Raw genomic sequence first — 22776 nt, 5'->3', positions numbered from 1 at the left:
CGCAACGGCCGCCCAGGATGGCGGCCGTTTTGTTTATGGATCAGCTGTTGTTGTGGTCGACCTTGATGGTCGGGTCGCTGCCGGCAATCAGGTTGTGCAGGTTGGCGCTCGACCAGTTGTTGCCTTCCAGTTTGATCGTCACGTCCGGCGTTGCCGCAGCGGCATCACCGGAGTTGAACTTGCCCGCCGAGCTGACTTGCAGCGAGGACGTGCCGTCGACCGTGGTGATCTTCAGGAAGTTGTCGATGGTGCTGCCGGTTTCGCCCTGCAGCAGGTCGCGCAGGTCGATGCGGTCACCGTCGGCGGCCTTGAAGTCCTTGATCACGTCACTGCCGGTGTCGCCTGCTTTCCAGACAAAGGTATCGGCACCGGAACCACCGATGAGGATGTCGTTGCCCTTGCCACCGATCAGCGTGTCGTTGCCGCTGCCGCCGAGCAGGATGTCATTGCCTTTGCCGCCGTCGAGCAGGTCGTTGCCGCCCGAGCCGAACAGGATGTCATTGCCCGCGCCGCCCAGCAGGGTGTCGTTGCCGTCATGCGCGCCGGACACATCGAACGCCTGATAGTGCTCGGTGATGTACTGATGCACGTTGCTGGTCGTGACCTTGCTGACGTCTACGCCGGTTTCCTTGGCGACGAACGCCTGCATCGCCTGATAACCCTCACCGGCAATGCCGTTGAAGCTCACCAGATCGCCGAACAGGATGTCGTTGTCGTCGCCGCCGTTAACCGTGTCATTGCCCGGCATTGTCGCTTCGGTGTGGCCGATGATCGAGTTGGCCAGGTCCTTCGGATCGATGTTGGTCTGTGGCGTGTTATCCGAGTCGTAGGGCTTCAGATCGTTAAGGCTGACGCCGCTGTTGAGACCGATGGCTTCGACGTTCGACAGGCCATTGAGCAGCGCGAAGCTGCTGGTGGAATTGTCGGTGGTGTACCAGTCGGTGCTGTTGCCACTGCCGTTCAGACTCGACAGCTCGTAGGTGCCGTCACCCTGAGCGTGAATAGTGCCCAGATTGCTCCAGTTCCAGTTGCCGTTTTTGTACGTCTGCAAAACCACAGTGCCAGCGCTGTTGATGCTCAGGTAATGGGTGTTGTCGATGTACGTGCTGAAGCTGTCGCCCGGCTTGTAGTTGCTGGTATTGACCACGCTGTCGAGCCTGACGCTGCCGTACAGCGTCGGGTTGGTCTGTTCGCCGCTCTGGTAGTAGGTCGGCTGGCCATCGGTGATGAAGTACGTCAGGTTCTTCGCCCCGGTGTTGGCCACCGCGTCAGCACTCTGGAACCAGTTGGCCGTGGTCTTGAACACGTCCTCGTAGTTGGTGCCGCCGCCGGAGCCCATCGAGTCCAGCACTGCTTTGAGCTTGGTCAATGCATTCGGGTCGTTGAGGTTGACCGACACCGACTTGTTGACCTGGGTATCGAAGTCCACCAGGAAGATGTTCACCGTGCCTGAGTTGCTGCCGCCCAGGCTTTGCTTGAGGGTGTTGAACACCGAGGTCAGCGAGTCCTTGGCCGCGTTGAGCGACGATGCGCTCATGCTGCCGGAGCTGTCGACCATGAAGGCGATGTTGTAGTTGGTGCCCGGCACCACGGTCAGACCACCGATGTCGGCGACGATAATGTCGTTGCCGTCAGTGCCGGTAACGGTGTCGTCGCCCGAGGTCGCCACGACCGCGTTGTACACCGCCGGCACCACGGTGACCGGAATGGTCGCGGTGCTGCTCGCCGAACCGCCAACCATTTCCGTGGAGGTCGAGGTCACGGTCAGGTTGAACTGGCCGTTGTAGTAGGTCGGCGGGGTCACGGTCAGGCTGCCGAGGTTCCAGCCCGTGACGTTGGCCTCGCCGTTGCTCGCGGTAACGGTGAAGGTATGCCCGGCGCCATCGCTGAGCACCGAACCGACCGGTGCGCCGCTGATTTTCACGCTCAGGGTTTCCGAGCCGTCGGTATCGGTCAGCGCGGTGCTGATCGCCGACAGTTTCACCGTAGTGCCTTCGGCGCCAGTGTTGAGCTTGTAGCCGTCGTAATAGCCTTCGCCGTTGGTGCCGTGCAGATCGGAGACGGTGACACCCGAGTTCACCAGGTCCTGTACGCCGGTGTAGATCGGCACGCCAGCGTTGCTCAGGTCGATCGGCGTGCTGCCGTTTACCGATAGATTGACGTCGTAGCTGCCCGGGCCGCTCTGGTTGTGGTGGTAAATATCCAGGGTGTAGTAGCCGCTGGTGGTCGGTGTGAACGAACCGTTGATCGCCCCGCCCGCGCCCCAGGTGCCTGACGCCACACTCTTGCCGCCAATGGTGATCAGCAAGCTGTCATCGGCGACGCCGCTGAAGGTGTAAGTCTTGCCAGCTTCCAGGTAGATCAGGCCCGAGGTCTTCGAGGCAGTGCCGGCGGCCACGCTGCCGTCGGACTGTACGTTGGTTACGCTGCCGCTGGAGTTAGGCGTGCCGGCACCATCGATGACGTTTTTCAACGTGGTCGAGTCCGCGCCATTGCCGCTGGTGCCCAGACCCGACAGACCGGTCCAGACTTCCTTGATCAGCCCGGTGGACTTCACGCTGTTGTCGGCCACGCTCACAGTCGGCGCGTCAGCCACCGGGGTGATGTCGATTTTCACCGTGCCGGTGTTGCCCAGCAGTTGACCGTCGGTTGGCTGGAACTTGATCTGCGCGTAATCCGCCTGATTGTTGCCCAGGCCAGTGCCGCCGTAGCCATTGACGCCCGACTCGTTGGCATCCGGCAGGAAGCGCAGCTTGCCCGCGTCGATATCAGCCTTGGTGAAGGTCTGGTTATTGGCCACGTCCTTCCAGGTCGAACCATCCAGATACTGCAGTTTGCCTTCGCCCGGCAGCTGGGTGATTTTGATCCCGAGGCTGCTGGCCGGGCTGTCGACGTCGGATACGCCGAAGGTCGACCAGCCGAGTACCAGCGGCGTGTCTTCGCTGCCGGTGACATTGCTCGGCGCCGCCACCGGTGCGTCGTTGACCGCCACCACGTTGACCGTGGTGGTCGCGGTGTTGGAGTAGTTGCTGCCATCGGTCACGGTCACGGTAATGATCCGCGGCACGGTGCTCGGATCTTCACTGCTGTTAGTGAAGCTGATGTTTTTGATCGCCTGCATGTAGTCGGCCAGCGTCGCGTTGCCGGACAGGGTCAGGGTGACGGTGCCGTTGGTGCTGTTGGCATTGATGGTGATGCCGTTGACGCTGTTGCCCAGGTTCAGCGCATCGCCGTCCTGACGGTTGGTCAGTACCACGGTAGCGCCGGTGAGCAGGGTGCTGTCCGGGTCGGTGATTCTGATATCGGTGTCGGCAATCGACACGCCCGCGCCCGGAGTGTTCTCGGTAAACGTCACTTTGTAATCGGCACCCGTGGCGCCGCTGGAGTTGTTGGCATCCAGGTCCAGTACCGGCGGCGCATCGTTGTCGATAATCGAGGTGCTGACGCTGCCATTGGTGGCGCTGACCGCAAGGTTCTCGAAGTTGCCGCCAGTGGCCGAATCGATCTTGACCACGAAGTTCTCGGTCCCTTCGGTGATCTTGTCATCGAGGGTGGCGACGTTGAACTGCGCGCTGCTCGCGCCTGCCGGAATCTTCACGGTGTACACGCCAGTGAAGTCCGAACCGTCGGCGGCGGTACCGCTGTAGACGATTTTCAGGGTCACTTCGGTTTGCGCCGGGTGGTTCAGGCTGACCGTGTAGGTGGCGGTCTGGCCTTCGGTTACCGAGGTGCTGCCGCTGATGCTGACGGTGGTGGTATCGACCGTGTCGGTGACGCTGGTGACCGCTGGAGCGGTGCTCGGCACCAGGTTTTCGAAGTTGCCACCGGTGGCGCTGGTGATCGTTGCCTGCACGGAGCCGGCGTCTTTGTAGACGTCATCGGACGGTGCTGGAACGGTTGCGGTGCCGGTGGTTTCGCCAGCCTTGATGGTGATTACGGCGCCGTTCGACAAAGTAACGGTCACTGGCGAGCCGGCAGCGTTGGTCAGGGTTGCGGTGTAGGTGATCTGGCCACCTTCGGCCACGGTGCCTGTTGCGGACAGCGACAGGTTCGTGGTGTCGACAGTGTCGGTGACGTTGGTTGAGACCGGAGTCTTGTCGGCCACCAGATTCTCGAAGTTGCCGCCGGTCACATTGGTGATTGAGTTGCTGATCGGCGCATGGCCGGTCAACGCATCGTTCGGCGCAATGGTGGTCGCGGTGCCGGTAGTCTGGCCGACGCCGATGGTGATGGTTTGACCGTTGGCCAGCGTCACCACAACTGGCGAGCCGGTTACTGGCGCACCGACGGTGGCGGTGTAAACGACGTTGCCGCCTTCAGCCGCTGTGCCAGTCGCGGTCAGTTTTACCGTCGTCGTGTCGATGGTGTCGGTGACGCTGGTCACTGCCGGAGTTGTGCTTGGTACCAGGTTTTCGAAGTTGCCACCGGTAGCGCTGCTGATCGTCGCCTGCACGGAACCGGCGTCTTTGTAGACGTCGTCGGACGGTGCTGGAACGGTTGCGGTGCCGGTGGTTTCGCCAGCCTTGATGGTGATCACGGCGCCGTTGGACAGGGTCACGGTGACTGGCGAGCCAGCGGCATTGGTCAGGGTTGCGGTGTAGGTGATCTGACCACCTTCAGCTACTGAACCGGTCGCGCTCAGCGACAGGTTGGTGGTGTCGGCAACGTCGGTGACGGCAGTCGATACCGGTGTTTTGTCCGCAACAAGATTCTCGAAGTTGCCGCCGGTCACATTGGTGATCGAGTTGGTGATCGGTGCTTGACCGGTCAACGCATCGTTCGGTGCGGTGGTGGTCGCGGTACCGGTGGTCTGGCCCACACCGATGGTGATGGTCTGACCGTTGGCCAGGGTTACCACTACTGGCGAGCCGGTTACTGGTGCGCCGACAGTTGCGGTGTAGACAACGTTGCCGCCTTCAGCCGCTGTGCCAGTCGCGGTCAGTTTTACCGTCGTCGTGTCGATGGTGTCGGTGACGCTGGTGACCGCTGGAGCGGTACTCGGCACCAGGTTTTCGAAGTTGCCACCGGTAGCGCTGGTGATCGTCGCCTGCACGGAGCCGGCGTCTTTGTAGACATCGTCGGACGGTGCCGGAACAGTTGCTGTGCCGGTGGTTTCGCCGGCCTTGATGGTGATTACGGCACCGTTCGACAGGGTCACGGTGACTGGCGAACCGGCAACGTTGGTCAATGTCGCGGTGTAAACAATCGAACCACCTTCAGCCACAGAACCGGTCGCACTAAGCGACAGATTTGTAGTGTCGGCCACATCGGTGACGGTGGTGCTGACCGGGGTTTTGTCCGCAACAAGATTCTCGAAGTTGCCGCCGGTCACATTTGTGATCGAGTTGGTCAGCGGAGCGTTGCCGGTCAGCGCATCGTTCGGTGCGGTGAAGGTTGCGGTACCGGAAGTCTGCCCGACAGCGATAGTGATGTTCTGGCCGTTGGCCAAGGTCACGACGACAGGCGAGCCAGTCACTGGCGCACCGACGGTTGCGGTGTAAGTGACGGTGCCGCCTTCAGCCACCGAAGTATCAGCGGTCAGTTTGACGGTCGAAGTGTCGATGGTATCGGTGACTGTCGTCACGGCTGGAGCGGTGTTCGGCACCAGATTTTCGAAGTTGCCGCCGGTAGCGCTGGTGATCGTCGCCTGCACGGAACCGGCGTCTTTGTAGACGTCATCGGACGGTGCTGGAACGGTCGCGGTGCCAGTGGTTTCGCCAGCCTTGATGGTGATCACGGCGCCGTTGGACAGGGTCACGGTGACTGGCGAACCAGCAGCGTTGCTCAGGGTTGCGGTGTAAACAATCGAACCACCTTCAGCGACCGAATTGGTAGCACTGAGCGAAAGATTGGTGGTGTCGACGGTGTCGGTCACGGTGGTGCTGACTGGGGTTTTATCGGCAACGAGGTTTTCGAAGTTGCCGCCGGTCACATTGGTGATCGAGTTGGTCAGCGGAGCGTTGCCGGTCAGCGCATCGTTCGGTGCGGTGAAGGTTGCGGTACCGGAAGTCTGCCCGACAGCGATAGTGATGTTCTGGCCGTTGGCCAAGGTCACGACGACAGGCGAGCCGGTCACCGGCGCACCGACGGTTGCGGTGTAAGTGACGGTGCCGCCTTCAGCCACCGAAGTATCAGCGGTCAGTTTGACGGTCGAAGTGTCGATGGTATCGGTAACTGTCGTCACGGCTGGAGCGGTGTTCGGCACCAGATTTTCGAAGTTGCCGCCGGTAGCGCTGGTGATCGTTGCCTGCACGGAGCCGGCGTCTTTGTAGACGTCATCGGATGGTGCCGGAACGGTTGCGGTGCCAGTGGTTTCGCCAGCCTTGATGGTGATCACGGCGCCGTTGGACAGGGTCACGGTGACTGGCGAGCCAGCGGCATTGGTCAGGGTTGCGGTGTAGGTGATCTGACCACCTTCAGCTACTGAACCGGTCGCGCTCAGCGACAGGTTGGTGGTGTCGGCAACGTCGGTGACGGCAGTCGATACCGGTGTTTTGTCCGCAACAAGATTCTCGAAGTTGCCGCCGGTCACATTGGTGATCGAGTTGGTGATCGGTGCGTTGCCGACCAGCGCATCGTTCGGTGCGGTGGTGGTCGCGGTACCGGTGGTCTGGCCCACACCGATGGTGATGGTCTGACCGTTGGCCAGGGTTACCACTACTGGCGAGCCGGTTACTGGTGCGCCGACAGTTGCGGTGTAGACAACGTTGCCGCCTTCAGCCGCTGTGCCAGTCGCGGTCAGTTTTACCGTCGTCGTGTCGATGGTGTCGGTGACGCTGGTGACCGCTGGAGCGGTACTCGGCACCAGGTTTTCGAAGTTGCCACCGGTAGCGCTGGTGATCGTCGCCTGCACGGAGCCGGCGTCTTTGTAGACATCGTCGGACGGTGCCGGAACAGTTGCTGTGCCGGTGGTTTCGCCGGCCTTGATGGTGATTACGGCACCGTTCGACAGGGTCACGGTGACTGGCGAACCGGCAACGTTGGTCAATGTCGCGGTGTAAACAATCGAACCACCTTCAGCCACAGAACCGGTCGCACTAAGCGACAGATTTGTAGTGTCGGCCACATCGGTGACGGTGGTGCTGACCGGGGTTTTGTCCGCAACAAGATTCTCGAAGTTGCCGCCGGTCACATTTGTGATCGAGTTGGTCAGCGGAGCGTTGCCGGTCAGCGCATCGTTCGGTGCGGTGAAGGTTGCGGTACCGGAAGTCTGCCCGACAGCGATAGTGATGTTCTGGCCGTTGGCCAAGGTCACGACGACAGGCGAGCCAGTCACTGGCGCACCGACGGTTGCGGTGTAAGTGACGGTGCCGCCTTCAGCCACCGAAGTATCAGCGGTCAGTTTGACGGTCGAAGTGTCGATGGTATCGGTGACTGTCGTCACGGCTGGAGCGGTGTTCGGCACCAGATTTTCGAAGTTGCCGCCGGTAGCGCTGGTGATCGTCGCCTGCACGGAACCGGCGTCTTTGTAGACGTCATCGGACGGTGCTGGAACGGTCGCGGTGCCAGTGGTTTCGCCAGCCTTGATGGTGATCACGGCGCCGTTGGACAGGGTCACGGTGACTGGCGAACCAGCAGCGTTGCTCAGGGTTGCGGTGTAAACAATCGAACCACCTTCAGCGACCGAATTGGTAGCGCTGAGCGACAGGTTGGTGGTGTCGGCAACGTCGGTGACAGTTGTCGAGACTGGGGTTTTGTCCGCCACCAGATTTTCGAAGTTGCCGCCAGTCACGTTGGTGATCGAGTTAGTCAGCGGAGCGTTGCCAGCCAAGGCATCGTTCGGTGCGGTGACGGTCGCAGTCCCGGAAGTCTGGCCAACACCGATGGTGATGTTCTGACCATTGGCCAGCGTCACGACCACAGGCGAACCGGTGACTGGCGCGCCCACGGTGGCGGTGTAAGTCACAGTACCGCCTTCAGCAACCGAAGTATCAGCGGTCAATTTGACCGTCGAAGTGTCGATGGTATCGGTGACTGTCGTCACGGCTGGAGCGGTGTTCGGCACCAGATTTTCGAAGTTGCCACCGGTGGCGCTGGTGATCGTCGCCTGCACGGAACCGGCGTCTTTGTAGACGTCATCGGACGGTGCCGGAACGGCTGCGGTGCCGCTGGTTTCGCCAGCCTTGATGGTGATCACGGCGCCGTTGGACAGGGTCACGGTGACTGGCGAGCCAGCGGCGTTGGTCAGTGTTGCGGTGTAAGTGATCTGACCACCTTCAGCTACTGAACCGGTCGCGCTCAGCGACAGGTTGGTGGTGTCGGCAACGTCGGTGACGGTGGTCGAGACTGGAGTTTTGTCGGCAACCAGATTTTCGTAGTTGCCACCGGTCACGTCGGTGATCGAGTTGGTCAGCGGAGCGTTGCCAGCCAGGGCATCGTTCGGTGCGACGGTGGTCGCCGTACCGGTGGTCTGGCCGACGCCGATGGTGATGGTTTGACCGTTGGCCAGGGTTACCACAACTGGCGAGCCGGTAACTGGTGCACCAACGGTGGCGGTGTAAGTGACGGTGCCGCCTTCAGCCACCGAAGTATCAGCGGTCAATTTGACCGTCGAAGTGTCGATCGTATCGGTGACTTGGGTGACCGCTGGGGTAGTGTTCGGCACCAGATTTTCGAAGTTGCCACCGGTGGCGCTGGTGATCGTCGCCTGCACGGAACCGGCATCTTTGTAGACGTCATCGGACGGTGCCGGAACGGTTGCGGTGCCGCTGGTTTCGCCAGCCTTGATGGTGATTACGGCACCGTTCGACAGGGTCACTGTGACTGGCGAACCGGCGGCGTTGGTCAGGGTGGCGGTGTACGTGATTTGTCCACCCTCGGCCACGGTGCCGGTCGCGGACAGCGACAGGTTGGTGGCGTCGACTGTGTCCGTAACGTTGGTCGAAACCGGCGTCTTGTCAGCAACCAGATTCTCGTAGTTGCCGCCGCTCACATCGGTGATCGAATTGACGATCGGCGCATGCCCGGTCAGCACATCGTTCGGCGCAATGGTGATCGCGGTGCCGGTGGTCTGGCCGACGCCGATGGTGATGGTCTGACCGTTGGCCAATGTCACCACAACCGGAGAACCGGTTACCGGAGCGCCAACAGTAGCGGTGTAAGTGACATTGCCACCTTCAGTGGCCGACTCGGTGGCAGTCAGTTTGACCGTGGTGGTGTCGATGGTATCCGTGACGTTGGTCACCGCTGGAACAGTGCTTGGCACCAGGTTCTCGAAGTTGCCGCCCGTTGCATCCTTGATGCTGACTTCGACTTTTCCGGCATCCTTGTAGACGTCATCGGATGGCGCAGCAACAGTCGCGGTGCCAGTGGTTTCGCCAGCCTTGATGGTGATCACGGCGCCGTTCGACAGGGTCACGGTCACCGGGGTGCCGGCCGGGTTGGTCAGCGTCGCGGTGTAGGTGATCTGGCCACCTTCGGCTACCGAGTCGCTGGCGGTCAGGTTCAGATTGGTAGTGTCGGTGGTGTCCGATACCGCAGTGTCGGCGGACTTGCCGTCGACCACCAGTTTTTCGTAGTTGCCGCCCGTGGCGCCATCGATGGTCACGCTCAGCGAACTGCCGCCCGCCAGCGGACTGTTCGGCGCGACGTAGTTGACGCTGCCGGTGGTTTCGCCAACGGCGATGGTGATGGTCTGACCGTTGGACAGGCTCACGACAACCGGCGAGCCGGTCACTGGCGCGCCCACGGTCGCGGTGTAGACCACGGTTTCGCCTTCGGCAACGTTCGCCGTAGCGCTCAGCGACACGGTGGAGGTGTCGATGGTGTCGTTGACGGTGGTCACCGCCGGAACGGTGCTGGTGACCAGGTTTTCGAAGTCGCCACCGGTGGCGCCTTTGATGGTTGCTTCAACGCTGCCGGCGTCTTTGTAGACGTCGTCCTTCGGAGCATCGACGGTCACGGTGCCGGTGGTTTTACCGGCTTCGATGGTGATCACCGCGCCGTTGGACAAGGTCACGGTGACTGGCGACCCGGCGGCGTTGGTCAAAGTGGCGGTGTAAGTAATCTGCCCGCCTTCGTTCACCGAATCGGTGGCGCTGAGCGTCAGGTTGGTGGTGTCAGTGGTGTCGGTCACGGTGGTGCTGACCGGGGTTTTGTCGGCAACGAGGTTTTCGTAGTTGCCGCCGCTGACGTTGGTGATCGAGTTAGTGATCGGCGCGTGGCCGGTCAACGCATCGTTCGGCGCGGTGGTGCTCACGCTGCCGCTGGTCTTGCCGACTTCGATGGTGATGTTCTGACCGTTGGCCAGGGTGACGACAACCGGCGAACCGGTGACCGGCGCGCCGACCGTGGCGGTGTAGGTGACAGTGCCACCTTCGGCAGCGGTCTCGGTGGCGGTCAGTTTGACCGTCGAGGTGTCGACGGTGTCGGTGACATCGGTGATCGCCGGCGTGCTGCTCGGCAGCAGATTTTCAAAGTTGCCGCCTGTAGCGTCCTTGATCGTGACTTCGACTTTGCCGGCATCTTTATAGACGTCATCGGCTGGAGCCGGAACGGTCACGGTGCCGGTGGTTTTGCCGGCTTCGATGGTGATCACCGCGCCGTTGGACAAGGTCACTGTGACTGGCGTGCCGGCCGGATTGCTCAGCGTGGCGGTGTAGACGATTGAACCGCCTTCGGCCACGGAGCCAGTCGCGGACAACGACAGGTTGGTGGTGTCGGCGACATCAGTCACCGAGGTCACTGCCGGAGTCTTGTCGGCGACGAGGTTTTCATAATTGCCGCCGCTGGCGCCGTCGATTTTCACGCTCAGCGTGTTGCCGCCGGCCAGTGCATCGTTCGGTGCGGTGAAGTTGACGCTGGCGTTGCTGGCGCCGACCGGGATGGTGATGGTCTGGCCATTGGACAAGGTCACGACTACGGGCGAGCCGGTGACCGGTGCGGTCACGGACGCGGTGTACACCACCACGCCGCCTTCGACGGTGCTGGCGCTGGCCGTCAGCGAAACAGTGCTGTTGTCGATGGTGTCGGTGACGTTGGTCACGGCCGGGGTCTTGTCGACCACCAGATTTTCAAAGTTGCCACCGCTGGTCTTGGTGATGCTTGCATCGACCTTGCCGGCGTCCTTGTACACGTCATCGCCCGGTGCTGCGACGGTCGCGGTGCCGCTGGTCGCGCCTTTGGCGATGTTGATCACCGCACCGTTGCTCAGGGTCACGGTCATTGCCGTGCCGGCCGGATTGGTCAGGGTCGCGGTGTAGACGATCGAGCCACCTTCGGCAACGCTGCCGGTGGCGTTCAGGCTGATATTGGTGGTGTCGACGCTGTCGGTGACTTTGGTCACGACCGCAGAGCGATCGGCATCGACCTTCTCGAAATTGCCCCCGGTGTGGCTGGAGATCGCCGTCTGCACCTTGCCGCCATCCACGTACGGCGTGTTGGCTGGGGCGGGGAAGTTCACCGAACCGCTGGTAGCGCCGGCGGCGATGTTGATCACCGCGCCGTTGGCCAGGGTCACCGTCATTGCGCTGCCGGCCGGGTTGCTCAGGGTCGCGGTGTAGGTGATCTGGCCACCTTCGCTGACGGTGTCGCTGGCGGTCAGGGTCAGGCTGGTCTTGTCGACGGTGTCGTTGACGGTGGTGCTGACCGGGGTCTTGCTGACGTCGAGTTTCTCGAAATTGCCGCCGCTGGCGTCGGTCATGGTTACGGTGAGCTTGCTGACATCTTTGTAGACGTCATCGCTCGGCGCGGCGATGGTCACCGAACCGCTGGTCTTGCCAGCTTCAATGGTGATGGTCTGGCCGTTGCTCAGGTTGACGGTCACCGGCGTTTGCGCGGCGTTGGTCAGGGTCGCGGTGTAAGTGATCGAAGTACCTTCGAGCACATAGCTTTCGGCGCTGAGGGTCAGGTGCGTGGTATTGACCGTGTCGGCGACATTGGTCACCGCCGGCGTCGGGTTGGCCACCAGATTTTCGAAATTGCCACCGGTGGCGTCTTTGATGGTCACTTCGACTTTGCCGGCGTCCTTGTAGACGTCATCGGCAGGCGCCGGAACGGTCACGGTGCCGGTGGTCTTGCCGGCGTCGATGGTGATCGTCGAACCGTTGCTCAGGGTCACGGTCACTGGCGTGCCGGCCGGGTTGCTCAGCGTCGCGGTGTAGACGATCTGCCCGCCTTCGTTGACGTTACCGGTGGCGATCAACGCAACGGTGGTGGTGTCGACGGTATCGGTCACGGTGGTGCTGACCGGGGTCTTGTCGGCAACCAGATTTTCGTAGTTGCCGCCGCTGACGCTGGTGATCGAGTTGGTCAGCGGTGCGTGACCGATCTGGACGTCATTCGATACGGGGGTGGTAACGCTGCCGGTGGTCTGGCCGACGGCGATGGTGATGTTCTGGCCGTTGGCCAACGTCACGACAACAGGCGAGCCGGTGACTGGCGCGCCGACGGTGGCGGTGTAGGTGACTGTGCCGCCTTCGGCGACCGAAGTATCGGCGGTCAATTTGACCGTCGAGGTATCGATGGTGTCAGTGACTTGAGTGACCGCGGGTGTGGTGCTCGAGACAAGGTTCTCGAAGTTGCCGCCGGTGGCGCTGCTGATCGTCGCCTGCACGGAGCCGGCGTCTTTGTAGACGTCATCGGCCGGTGCTGGAACGGTTGCGGTGCCGGTGGTCTCGCCAGCCTTGATGATGATCACGGCGCCGTTAGACAAGGTCACGGTGACTGGCGAACCAGCGGCATTGGTCAAGGTCGCGGTGTAAGTGATCTGGCCACCTTCGGCCACGGACCCCGTCGCAGTCAGCGACAGATTTGTAGTGTCGGCGACGTCGGTGACGGTGGTGCTGACCGGGGTTTTATCGGCCACGAGGTTTTCGTAGTTGCCGCCGGTCACGTTGGTGATCGAGTTCGTCAGCGGAGCGTTGCCAGTCAAGGCATCGTTCGGTGCGGTGTAGGTGATGGAACCCGTGGTCTGGCCGACGGCGATGGTAATGTTCTGGCCGTTGGCCAACGTCACGACAACAGGCGAGCCTGTGACGGGCGCACCGACAGTGGCGGTGTAAGTGACGGTGCCGCCTTCGGCAACCGAGGTGTCTGCGCTCAGCTTCACCGTCGAAGTGTCGACGGTGTCGGTGATTTCCGTCACTACTGGCGTCGTGTCCGGAACCAGGTTTTCGAAGTTGCCGCCTGTGGCGTTCTTGATGCTGACTTCGACCTGGCCTGCGTCTTTGTAGACGTCATCAGCAGGGGCTGGAACGGTGACGGTGCCAGTGGTTTTGCCGGCCTCGATGGTGATCACCGAGCCGTTGCTCAGGGTCACGGTGACGGGTGTACCCGCTGGATTGGTCAGCGAGGCGGTGTAAGTGATCTGGCCGCCTTCGGCCACTGAACCGCTGGCGCTGAGGCTCAGTCCGGTGTCATCGACCGAGTCGGTGATCGTGGTAACGGCTGGCGTCGTGTTCGGCACCAGGTTTTCGAAATTGCCACCGGTAGCGCCAGTGATGGTGGTGCTGACGGTGCTGCCATTGTTGTAGACGTCATTCGCCGCTGTCGGCACGTTGACGGTGCCGACGGTTTCGCCGGCGGCAATCGTGATGGTCGAACCGTTCGACAGGGTGATGGTGACCGGCGTCTGCGCCGGGTTGGTCAGTGTCGCGGTATAGGTGATCTGGCCGCCCTCAACGATGTTGTTGGTCGCGGTCAGGGTCAGGCCGGTGTTGTCGACCGAATCGGTAATAGTGGTGACTGCTGGCGTGGTGTTTGGCACCAGATTTTCGAAGTTGCCGCCGGTAGCACCAGTGATGGTGGTGCTGACGGTGCTGCCATTGTTATAGACGTCGTTGGCTGCAGTCGGCACGTTGACGGTGCCGACGGTTTCGCCGGCGGCAATGGTGATGGTCGAACCGTTCGACAGGGTGACGGTGACCGGGGTTTGCGCCGGATTGGTCAGTGTCGCGGTGTAAGTGATCTGGCCGCCTTCAACGATGTTGTTGGTCGCAGTCAGGGTCAGGCCGGTGTTGTCGACCGAGTCGGTGATGGTGGTGACTGCTGGCGTCGTGCTTGGCACCAGGTTTTCGAAGTTGCCGCCGGTAGCACCAGTGATCGTTGTGCTGACGGTGCCGCCGTTGTTGTAAACGTCATTCGGCGCAGTCGGCACGTTGACGCTGCCGGTGGTCTGGCCGGCGCCGATGGTGATGGTCGAACCGTTCGACAGGGTGACGGTGACCGGGGTTTGCGCCGGGTTGGTCAGTGTCGCGGTGTAAGTGATCTGGCCGCCTTCAACGATATTGTTGGTCGCAGTCAGGGTCAGACCGGTGTTATCGACCGAGTCAGTGATCGTGGTCACGGCTGGCGTCGTGTTCGGCACCAGATTTTCGAAGTTGCCACCCGTTGCACCAGTGATGGTGGTGCTGACGGTGCTGCCATTGTTATAGACGTCGTTGGCTGCAGTCGGCACGTTGACGGTGCCGACGGTTTCGCCGGCGGCAATGGTGATGGTCGAACCGTTCGACAGGGTGACGGTGACCGGGGTTTGCGCCGGATTGGTCAGTGTTGCTGTGTAGGTAATCTGCCCGCCTTCGGCAACGTTCGGCGCCGTCGTCAGGGTAACGGTGGTGGTGTCGACGGTGTCGGTGACCTGGGTAGTCGCCGGAGTGGTCGGCGGGGTCACCGTGATGCCGTTGCCACCGGTGGTGCCGGTGACGGTCACGTCGATTTGCGTCGGGTCGTTGTACACCGTGTCATTCGGCGCCAGCGGCACGTTGACAGTGCCGGTGGTGGAACCGGCCGGAATCACGATCACCGAGCCGTTGGACAAGGTAATGGTCAGGTCAGTCAGCGGCGCCTGGGTCAGGGTCGCGGTGTACACCAGCACGCCGCCGGCTTCGGTAATGGTCGGTGTGGCGCTCAGGCTCAGGGTCGAGGCGCGCAGGGCGTTGGTGGTGGTATCAGTGGTCAGGCCACCGGTGGTGTCCTGAGCGACTTGCCCGGCAGCGTTGATCCCGGCAGTCGGGAAGCCAATGGTCGGATCGACACGGCCAGCGGTGGCGTCGAGCATGACGAAGCTGTGACCACCACCGGCAGCACCGCCAGTGCCTGCGGCGCTTGGGCCGGCAGCGGTGGACTCAAGGGCGGTGGTCGGGTCGACGCCGGCAGCGATGGCTTGCTGCAGTTCTTCAACCGACGGCGCAGCCTGCGCGGTGGCTTCAGCCAGGTCGGTGCTGGAGTCGGGCGCGCTGGCGCTCCACTGCGTATCGCGACCCAGATCAAGGGTACGGCCATCGGCCAGTTCCAGCGACACGGCGCCGGACAGCCCGGTATCGACCTGATCGCCGACGTACAGGCGATCGCCTTCAACGAGTACGCGTCGCACGCCCTCTGGGGACACCACGAAAACCTGACCGACAATGCTTTTGACGATGGCAACAACACTGCTCATTGAAGACTCTCCGGGGTGTCGCGTTCAGTTGACTTCCATGGACCTGACGGGCGTCGGCGCCACTTCAGTCTGGACGTGTTTCTAGAAAATGGATAACTTGTTGACGCTGGATTTAGTCAATAAATTGGCTATAAATTTTCGCGATTAACTTTATGCCAAACTATTGACCTTCTGGGTGCCATCCTAAACAATCGTCCCACTAATGTCACATTGATATTTCCGCGGCGACCTGTCCTTCAGCCTGTCATCCAGTTCCTCTTTTGAACTTTCCGACATACGGTCTTTCGGGTTGCCATCATCCGACGCAGCGCCACGTTTTTGCTGTGATTCAAGACAAGAAGTTCTGGGAAAATTCCAACCATGCGTTCGCTTTTGCTCCTCGCCGCACCCTTCGCTCTCGCCGCTTCATTCGTACAAGCACAATCCTTACCAGAAGCCATGCAACAGGCACTGGATGTCCATCCGGAGATCCAGGCGGGGGTCAACAGTCGATTGGCGGCGGATTATCAGTTGAAGGCAGCGAAGGGCGGCTACCTGCCCAAGGTCGATTTGCTGGGCGGTTACGGCCGCGAAGGCACCGACAGCGTGACCACGCGCGCCAACGGCGGCGGCAACCACTGGGAGACCTTGAATCGCAGCGAGTCAAGTTTACGTCTCTCGCAAATGGTTTTTGACGGTTTTGCCACCTCCAACGAGGTTGCGCGTCAACAAGCCAACGTCAGCTCCCGTGCCTACTCGTTGCTCGGTACGTCCGAGCGCACCGCGCTGACCGTCGCTCAGGTCTATCTGGATGTGCTGACCCGCCGTGAATTCGTGCGTCTGGCCGAGGAAAACCTCAAGAGCCACCAGCGCATCTACGACCAGATCCAGTTGCGCACCCAGCGCGGCGTGGGCAGCGGCGCTGACCTCGATCAGGCCGAAGCGCGGATGGCCCAGGCCCGCAACAACCTGATCACCGAACAGACCAACCTCGCCGACTCGGAAACCAACTTCCTCAGCGCCGTCGGCCAGATGCCCGATCAACTGGAGCGCCCGGCGCCGTTCATGGCGATGATGCCGGCCAACCTCAACGAGGCCCGCGCGCAGATGCTGGAAAACAGCCCGATCCTGCGTTCTGCCGAGTCGGATATCGCCGCTGCCGAGAAGCAGTACGCCACCGCCAAGTCGACCTTCTATCCACGTTTCGATGCCGAGCTGGGCCGCACCGCCGACAACGACCTCGACGGCCAGAACGGCCACAACAATGAATGGCAGGCGATGCTGCGCATGCGCTTCAACCTGTATTCCGGTGGCAGCAACAAGGCTGATCTGGAATCCAAGTCGTACCTGGCCAATCAGGCGCTGGACATCCGCAACAACGCCCTGCGCCAGTTGAACGAAGAGCTCGGCCTGGCCTGGAACGCCCTCAACAACGCCAACGCGCAGGTGCCGATCGCCCAGCAATACGTCGATCACAGCACTTCGGTGCGCACCGCCTACCAGCGTCAATTCAGCCTTGGCGAGCGGACCCTGCTGGACTTGCTCGACAGCGAAAACGAACTGTTCACCGCTTCGCGGCGTCTGGCGGAAATCAAGAACATTCAGTTATTTACTCAGTACCGAATCAAGGCGACCATGGGCCAATTGCTCAAAAGCCAGGGAGTGGTCGCGCCGTTGGCATCCGTTGTGCAGAACGATGTGAAGCCCAAGGTCCAGCTGCCTGGGATGAATTGAGTTATCCCTTTCAACTGTCAAAGAGTGTCGAGCGTGGAATCAGAAGTCAGTCGAGTTCAACTCAGCCATGATCCACGCGCGTTGCATGACGATCCGTTACTGGACGGTCTGCTCGCCCTTTGCATGCTGCACCAGAAGCCGGCCAGCGCAGCGATGCTGACCACCGGCCTGCCGCTGCCCAAACAACGCCTGAGTGTCGAGTTGCTGCCGCGCGCGGCGGCTCGTGCCGGCCTGCAAGGACGAGTGCTGCAGCGCAAACTGGAAGAAATCCCGGCGATCGCCATGCCGGCCTTGCTGCTGCTCAAGGACGGCCGCAGTGCCGTGCTGCTCGGCTGGCAGGGGGATAATGACGCGCGGGTGCTGCTCAGCGAAAGCGATGGCGGCGAGTCGACCGTCAGCCGCGAACTGCTCGCTGACGACTACATCGGCAAAGTCTTCTTCGCTCAGCCGCAACATAAATTCGACGTCAACCACGGCACGCTGATTCCGCGTGCGCGCTCGTGGTTTCGCGACACCCTCAAACGCTCGCGCTGGCTCTACGCCGATGCGATCGCCGCCAGTTTCCTGATCAACATCATCGCCATGGCCGCGCCGCTGTTCGTGATGAACGTGTATGACCGCGTGGTGCCGAACCAGGCCGAAGCAACCCTGTGGGTGCTGGCGCTGGGCATTACCGGCGCGTACATCTTCGACCTGATCCTGAAAAGCCTGCGCAGTCTGTGCCTGGACCTGGCCGGGAAGAAAACCGACCTGATCATCTCGGCGACGCTGTTCGAACGCATTGTCGGCATGGCGATGAAATACCGCCCGGCGCGGGTCGGCAGCTTTGCGCAGAACATCCATGAGTTTCAGAGCCTGCGCGATTTCCTCGCCTCGCTGACCCTGACCAGTCTGATCGACTTGCCCTTTACCATTCTGATCTTCATCGTGATCGCCATTCTCGGCGGGCATCTGGTGTGGATTCCGGTGCTGGCCTTCCCGATTGCCTTGCTGATTGGCTACGCGTTGCAGAAGCCACTGGTCGCAACCATGGAGCGCACCATGGCCCTCGGTGCCGAGCGCCAGTCGAGCCTGATCGAAACCCTCGCCGGCCTCGACGCGGTCAAGGTCAACAACGCCGAAAGCGAGCGCCAGTATCAGTGGGAGCAGACCATCGGCACCCTCAGCCGCCTCGAGCTGCGGGTGAAAATGCTCTCCGGTCTGGCGATGAACATCACCCTGCTGATCCAGCAACTGGCCGGGGTGATCATGATCGTCTTCGGCGTCTACCAGATCATCGCCGGCAACCTGAGCATGGGCGGGTTGATCGCCTGCTACATGCTCAGCGGTCGCGCGCTCAGCCCGCTGGCCTCGCTGTCCGGTCTGCTAACGCGTTACCAGCAGGCACGGGTGACCATGACCTCGGTCGACCAGATGATGGAGCTGCCGCAGGAACGTAATTTCGAAGAACGCCCGCTGAGCCGCAAGGTGCTGCAAGGTGCCATCGAGTGCCGCCAGCTGAGCTTTACCTACCCGGAACAACAGAACCCGGCGCTGAAAAACATCAATCTGGTGATTCGTCCGGGCGAGAAGATCGGCATTATCGGCCGCAGCGGCTCGGGCAAGAGCTCGCTGGCGAAACTGCTGGTCGGCCTCTATCAACCGGACGACGGCGCGCTGCTGGTCGATGGCGTGGACATCCGCCAGATCGACGTCAGCGAACTGCGCTACAACATCGGCTACGTCCCACAAGACATCCAATTGCTGGCTGGCACCTTGCGCGACAATCTGGTGTCCGGCGCGCGTTATGTCGAAGACGAACTGGTTTTGCAGGCAGCGGAACTGGCCGGCGTTCACGAATTCGCTCGCCTGCATCCGCAGGGTTATGAGCTGCAAGTCGGCGAGCGCGGGCAGAACCTCTCTGGTGGCCAGCGGCAGAACGTTGCCCTGGCCCGGGCGCTGTTGCTCAATCCGCCGATTCTGCTGATGGATGAGCCGACCAGCGCCATGGACAACACCGGTGAAGAACGCCTCAAGCAACGCCTCGCGGCGGTGATCGAAAACAAGACCGTGGTGCTGGTGACGCACCGGGCTTCGCTGTTGTCGCTGGTCGATCGCTTGCTGGTGGTCGATCGCGGGCAGATTCTCGCCGACGGCCCGAAAGCCGCGGTGATGGAAGCGTTGAAGAAGGGGCAGATCAGTGTTGCTTAAGTCCGGTGTCAAGGAGTCGATCCGCCGCTACTTCAAGGGCTCTGCTTCGCTGCAGGGCCAGCCGCTGCCGGAGGTCAACAAGGCGCTGATCGAAGACGCCCCGCGCGTCGTGCGCCTGACCATCTGGGCGATCATCGGCTTCTTCGTGTTCCTCATGCTCTGGGCCAACTTCGCCGTGATCGACGAAGTGACCAAAGGCGACGGCAAGGCGATTCCGTCGTCGAAAATCCAGAAAATCCAGAACCTTGAGGGCGGTATCGTTTCGGAGCTGTTCGTCAAGGAAGGTCAGATCGTCGAAGCCGGCGCGCCGCTGATTCGTCTCGACGACACGCGTTTTGCTTCCAACGTTGGCGAAACCGAGGCCGATCGCCTGTCGATGCTGCTGCGCGTCGAGCGCCTGAGCGCGGAAGTCGACGACCGTCCGCTGAATTTTCCCGAGGACGTGCTCAAAGCTGTACCGGGCCAGGCTAAAAGCGAAGAGTCGCTGTACATCAGCCGTCGTCAGCAATTGCACGACGAGATCGGCGGCTTGCAGGAGCAGTTGATTCAGCGCCAGCAAGAGCTGCGCGAGTTCAGCTCCAAGCAGGCGCAATACCGTCAGCAGCTAGGCCTGCAGCGGCAGGAAATCAACATGTCCGAGCCGCTGGTGGCGCAGGGCGCGGTGTCGCCGGTGGAAGTGCTGCGGCTCAAGCGCGCCGAGGTTGAAACCCGCGGTCAGCTTGATGCGACCACCCTGGCCATTCCGCGTGCGGAGTCGGCGATCAAGGAAGTACAACGCAAGATCGACGAGACCCGCGGCAAATTCCGCAGCGAAGCGCTGACCCAGCTCAACGAAGCACGCACCGATCTGAACAAGGCCCAGGCCACCGGCAAGGCCCTTGAAGACCGCGTCAGCCGCACGCTGGTTACCTCACCCGTGCGCGGCATCGTCAACAAGTTGCTGGTCAACACCATCGGCGGCGTCATCCAGCCGGGCAGCGACATGGTCGAAATCGTACCGCTGGACGACACCCTTCTGGTCGAAGCGAAAATTCGTCCGCAGGACATCGCTTTTCTGCATCCGGGACAGGAAGCTATCGTCAAATTCACTGCGTACGACTACACCATTTATGGCGGGCTCAAGGCGCAGCTCGAGCAGATCGGCGCCGACACCATCACCGATGAAGACAAGAAAACCACCTATTACATGATCAAGGTGCGCACCGAACGCAGCCATCTGGGCACCGATGAAAAACCGCTGCTGATCATTCCGGGGATGGTCGCTTCGGTGGATATCATCACGGGCAAGAAGTCGGTGTTGAGCTACCTGCTCAAACCGATCATTCGCGCACGGGCCGAGGCGTTGCACGAACGCTGATCTTTATTGGCCTTTCTGGCCTCATCGCTGGCAAGCCAGCTCCCACAGGTTTTTGTGTCGGGTACATAATCAAGTTCCAACCAAGAACCTTGTGGGAGCTGGCTTGCCAGCGATGGCGTCAGCAAAATCGCCACTTCGTGCTTGTAAGTGACACAAATGGTCACCCGGCCCCCACCAACCGCCATATCGTTATTCTCTAATGGTATTTAATTTTCAATTCTTATACCTATAAAGTCATCCCCCTGCGTACCTGCCGACCAATCGGCGCGCCGCACGACCTGAACCGACACGCAATCAAGCGTGAGTGTCTGATCGACGAGCGCGCCTGTGAGCGCGCCGTGCGTGGGAGATGGAAAGATGTCCGCAGCTACTGCCACCCCGAGCGCCGCGACCGCCGCGCCGCAAGCTTTCAAAATTCGCCCTTTCAGCGGTGCCGTCGGCGCCGAAATCGTTGGCCTCGACCTGAGTCGGCCGGTCAATGACCAGGATTTCGCGCGCATTCATCGCGCGCACCTTGATCACCACGTCGTGGTCTTCCGCGACCAACGAATCACCCCGCAACAACAGATCGATTTCAGCCGCCGCTTCGGTGTGCTGCAGATCCACGTGCTCAAGCAGTTCCTGCTGGCCAATCATCCGGAAATCCTCATCGTTTCCAACATCATCGAAAACGGCCAGAACATCGGCCTCGGTGACGCCGGCAAGTTCTGGCATTCCGATCTTTCCTATAAAGAGCTGCCGAGCCTCGGTTCGATGCTTCATGCCCAGGAGTTGCCAGAGGAGGGCGGCGATACGCTGTTCGCCGACATGCACAAAGCCTGGGACAACCTGCCTGCCGCGTTGCGCAACGCTGTCGAAGGCCGCTTCGCTGCGCACTCGTATACCGCGCGCTACAGCGAAACCAGGTTCGAGGGCAACTGGCGCCCGACCCTGACCCCGGAGCAACTGGCGCAAGTCGCCGAAGTCGTGCATCCGGTGGTGCGCACGCACCCGGAAAACGGCCGCAAGGCCCTGTTCGTCAGCGAAGGCTTCACCACGCGCATCGTTGGCCTGCCGGAAGACGAAAGTCAGCAACTGCTGAGTGAGCTCTACGCCCACAGCGTGCTGCCGCAAAACATCTACCGCCATCAGTGGCAACCCCATGACCTGGTGTTCTGGGACAACCGCTCGCTGATCCACCTTGCTGCCGGCTGCCCTGCGCACCTGCGCCGCAAGCTGTATCGCACGACCATTCAGGGCGATGCGCCTTTCTGATTCGCGGAGATTGATCAAACCATGAACGCTCCCTTGCCAGGCCACGCGGCCAGCAACCCGGTCGTCCGCAGCGAAGCGCTGCTGGCGGTCGATCACGTCAGCCTCGAATACCGCACGCCGCAACGCGTGGTACGCGCCACTCATCAGGTCAGTTTTGAAATCGACCCGGCCGACCGTTACGTGCTGCTCGGCCCGTCCGGTTGCGGCAAGTCGACCTTGCTCAAGGCTGTCGCCGGTTTCATTCAGCCGTCCGAAGGCGAGATCCGTTTGCAGGGCCAGCGCGTCGATGCGCCGGGCCCGGACCGGATTGTGGTGTTTCAGGAATTCGATCAACTGCCGCCGTGGAAAACCGTCAAACAGAACGTGATGTTTCCGCTGCTGGCCTCGCGAACGTTGAAGAAAAGTGAAGCCGAAGAACGCGCGCTGCACTATCTGGAGAAGGTCGGACTGGCGGCGTTCGCCGATGCCTACCCGCACACCTTGTCCGGCGGCATGAAAGCGCGGGTCGCGATTGCCCGGGCGCTGGCGATGCAGCCGAAAATCCTTCTGATGGACGAGCCGTTCGCTGCACTGGACGCGCTGACCCGACGCAAGATGCAGGAGGAATTGCTGCTGCTCTGGGAGGAAGTGCGCTTCACTTTGCTGTTCGTCACGCACTCGATCGAGGAGGCGCTGGTGGTCGGTAATCGCATTCTGTTGCTGTCACCCCATCCGGGACGCGTGCGCGCCGAAGTGCACAGTCATCAATACGATCTGCACAGCCTTGGCGGTGTGGCGTTTCAGGAGTCGGCGCGGCGCATTCACCGGCTGCTGTTCGATGAAGGCCAGTCGCCCGACACCGAACGTGATCACGACTTCAACGACATTCGCATCGCCTATTGAGCGG

Annotated in this window: 6 protein-coding genes; 5 read left to right on the top strand and 1 reads right to left on the bottom strand. The window is 61.4% G+C overall.

Features of this window, described 5'->3' with window-relative positions:
• Positions 1–40 precede the first annotated feature (40 nt).
• On the bottom strand, positions 41–15376 hold the full coding sequence (locus M0746_RS24880; RefSeq protein ID WP_258450979.1) for a LapA family giant adhesin: 15336 nt from the start codon (positions 15374–15376) through the stop codon (positions 41–43).
• Positions 15377–15736: 360 nt separating this feature from the next.
• On the opposite strand from M0746_RS24880, the gene M0746_RS24875 reads away from it, so the two are divergent.
• The 5 genes from M0746_RS24875 to M0746_RS24855 all read left to right on the top strand — a co-directional run bounded on the left by M0746_RS24875 (position 15737) and on the right by M0746_RS24855 (position 22772).
• On the top strand, positions 15737–17089 hold the full coding sequence (locus tag M0746_RS24875; RefSeq protein ID WP_258450978.1) for a TolC family outer membrane protein: 1353 nt from the start codon (positions 15737–15739) through the stop codon (positions 17087–17089).
• A 33-nt stretch (positions 17090–17122) separates the two neighbouring features.
• Positions 17123–19279, top strand: a complete 2157-nt coding sequence (locus M0746_RS24870; RefSeq protein ID WP_258450977.1) for a type I secretion system permease/ATPase — start codon at positions 17123–17125, stop codon at positions 19277–19279.
• The gene (locus tag M0746_RS24865; RefSeq protein WP_090288088.1) at positions 19269–20636 is read left to right on the top strand and encodes an HlyD family type I secretion periplasmic adaptor subunit; all 1368 of its coding nucleotides are present in this window, start codon (positions 19269–19271) and stop codon (positions 20634–20636) included. Before M0746_RS24870 ends, M0746_RS24865 begins: the two co-directional genes overlap by 11 nt.
• A gap of 357 nt (positions 20637–20993) precedes the next feature.
• Complete coding sequence (locus M0746_RS24860) at positions 20994–21890, top strand: TauD/TfdA dioxygenase family protein (RefSeq protein WP_258450976.1); 897 nt, start codon at positions 20994–20996, stop codon at positions 21888–21890.
• 21 nt (positions 21891–21911) lie between these two features.
• Positions 21912–22772 carry an ABC transporter ATP-binding protein gene (locus tag M0746_RS24855; RefSeq protein ID WP_258450975.1) on the top strand — a complete coding sequence of 287 codons (861 nt, stop codon included), beginning with the start codon at positions 21912–21914 and terminating at the stop codon, positions 22770–22772.
• Positions 22773–22776 lie beyond the last annotated feature (4 nt).

The organism is Pseudomonas sp. S11P7 (assembly GCF_023195435.1).
Lineage (GTDB): Bacteria > Pseudomonadota > Gammaproteobacteria > Pseudomonadales > Pseudomonadaceae > Aquipseudomonas > Aquipseudomonas fluorescens_G.
This window is presented reverse-complemented; position numbering and strand designations above follow the sequence as displayed.

Bases quoted from the DNA above. Each gene is read 5' to 3' on its own strand.
- M0746_RS24875 (WP_258450978.1), top strand. From the start codon at position 15,737: ATGCGTTCGCTTTTGCTCCTCGCCGCACCCTTCGCTCTCGCCGCTTCA.
- M0746_RS24880 (WP_258450979.1), bottom strand. From the start codon at position 15,376: ATGAGCAGTGTTGTTGCCATCGTCAAAAGCATTGTCGGTCAGGTTTTC.
- M0746_RS24860 (WP_258450976.1), top strand. From the start codon at position 20,994: ATGTCCGCAGCTACTGCCACCCCGAGCGCCGCGACCGCCGCGCCGCAA.
- M0746_RS24855 (WP_258450975.1), top strand. From the start codon at position 21,912: ATGAACGCTCCCTTGCCAGGCCACGCGGCCAGCAACCCGGTCGTCCGC.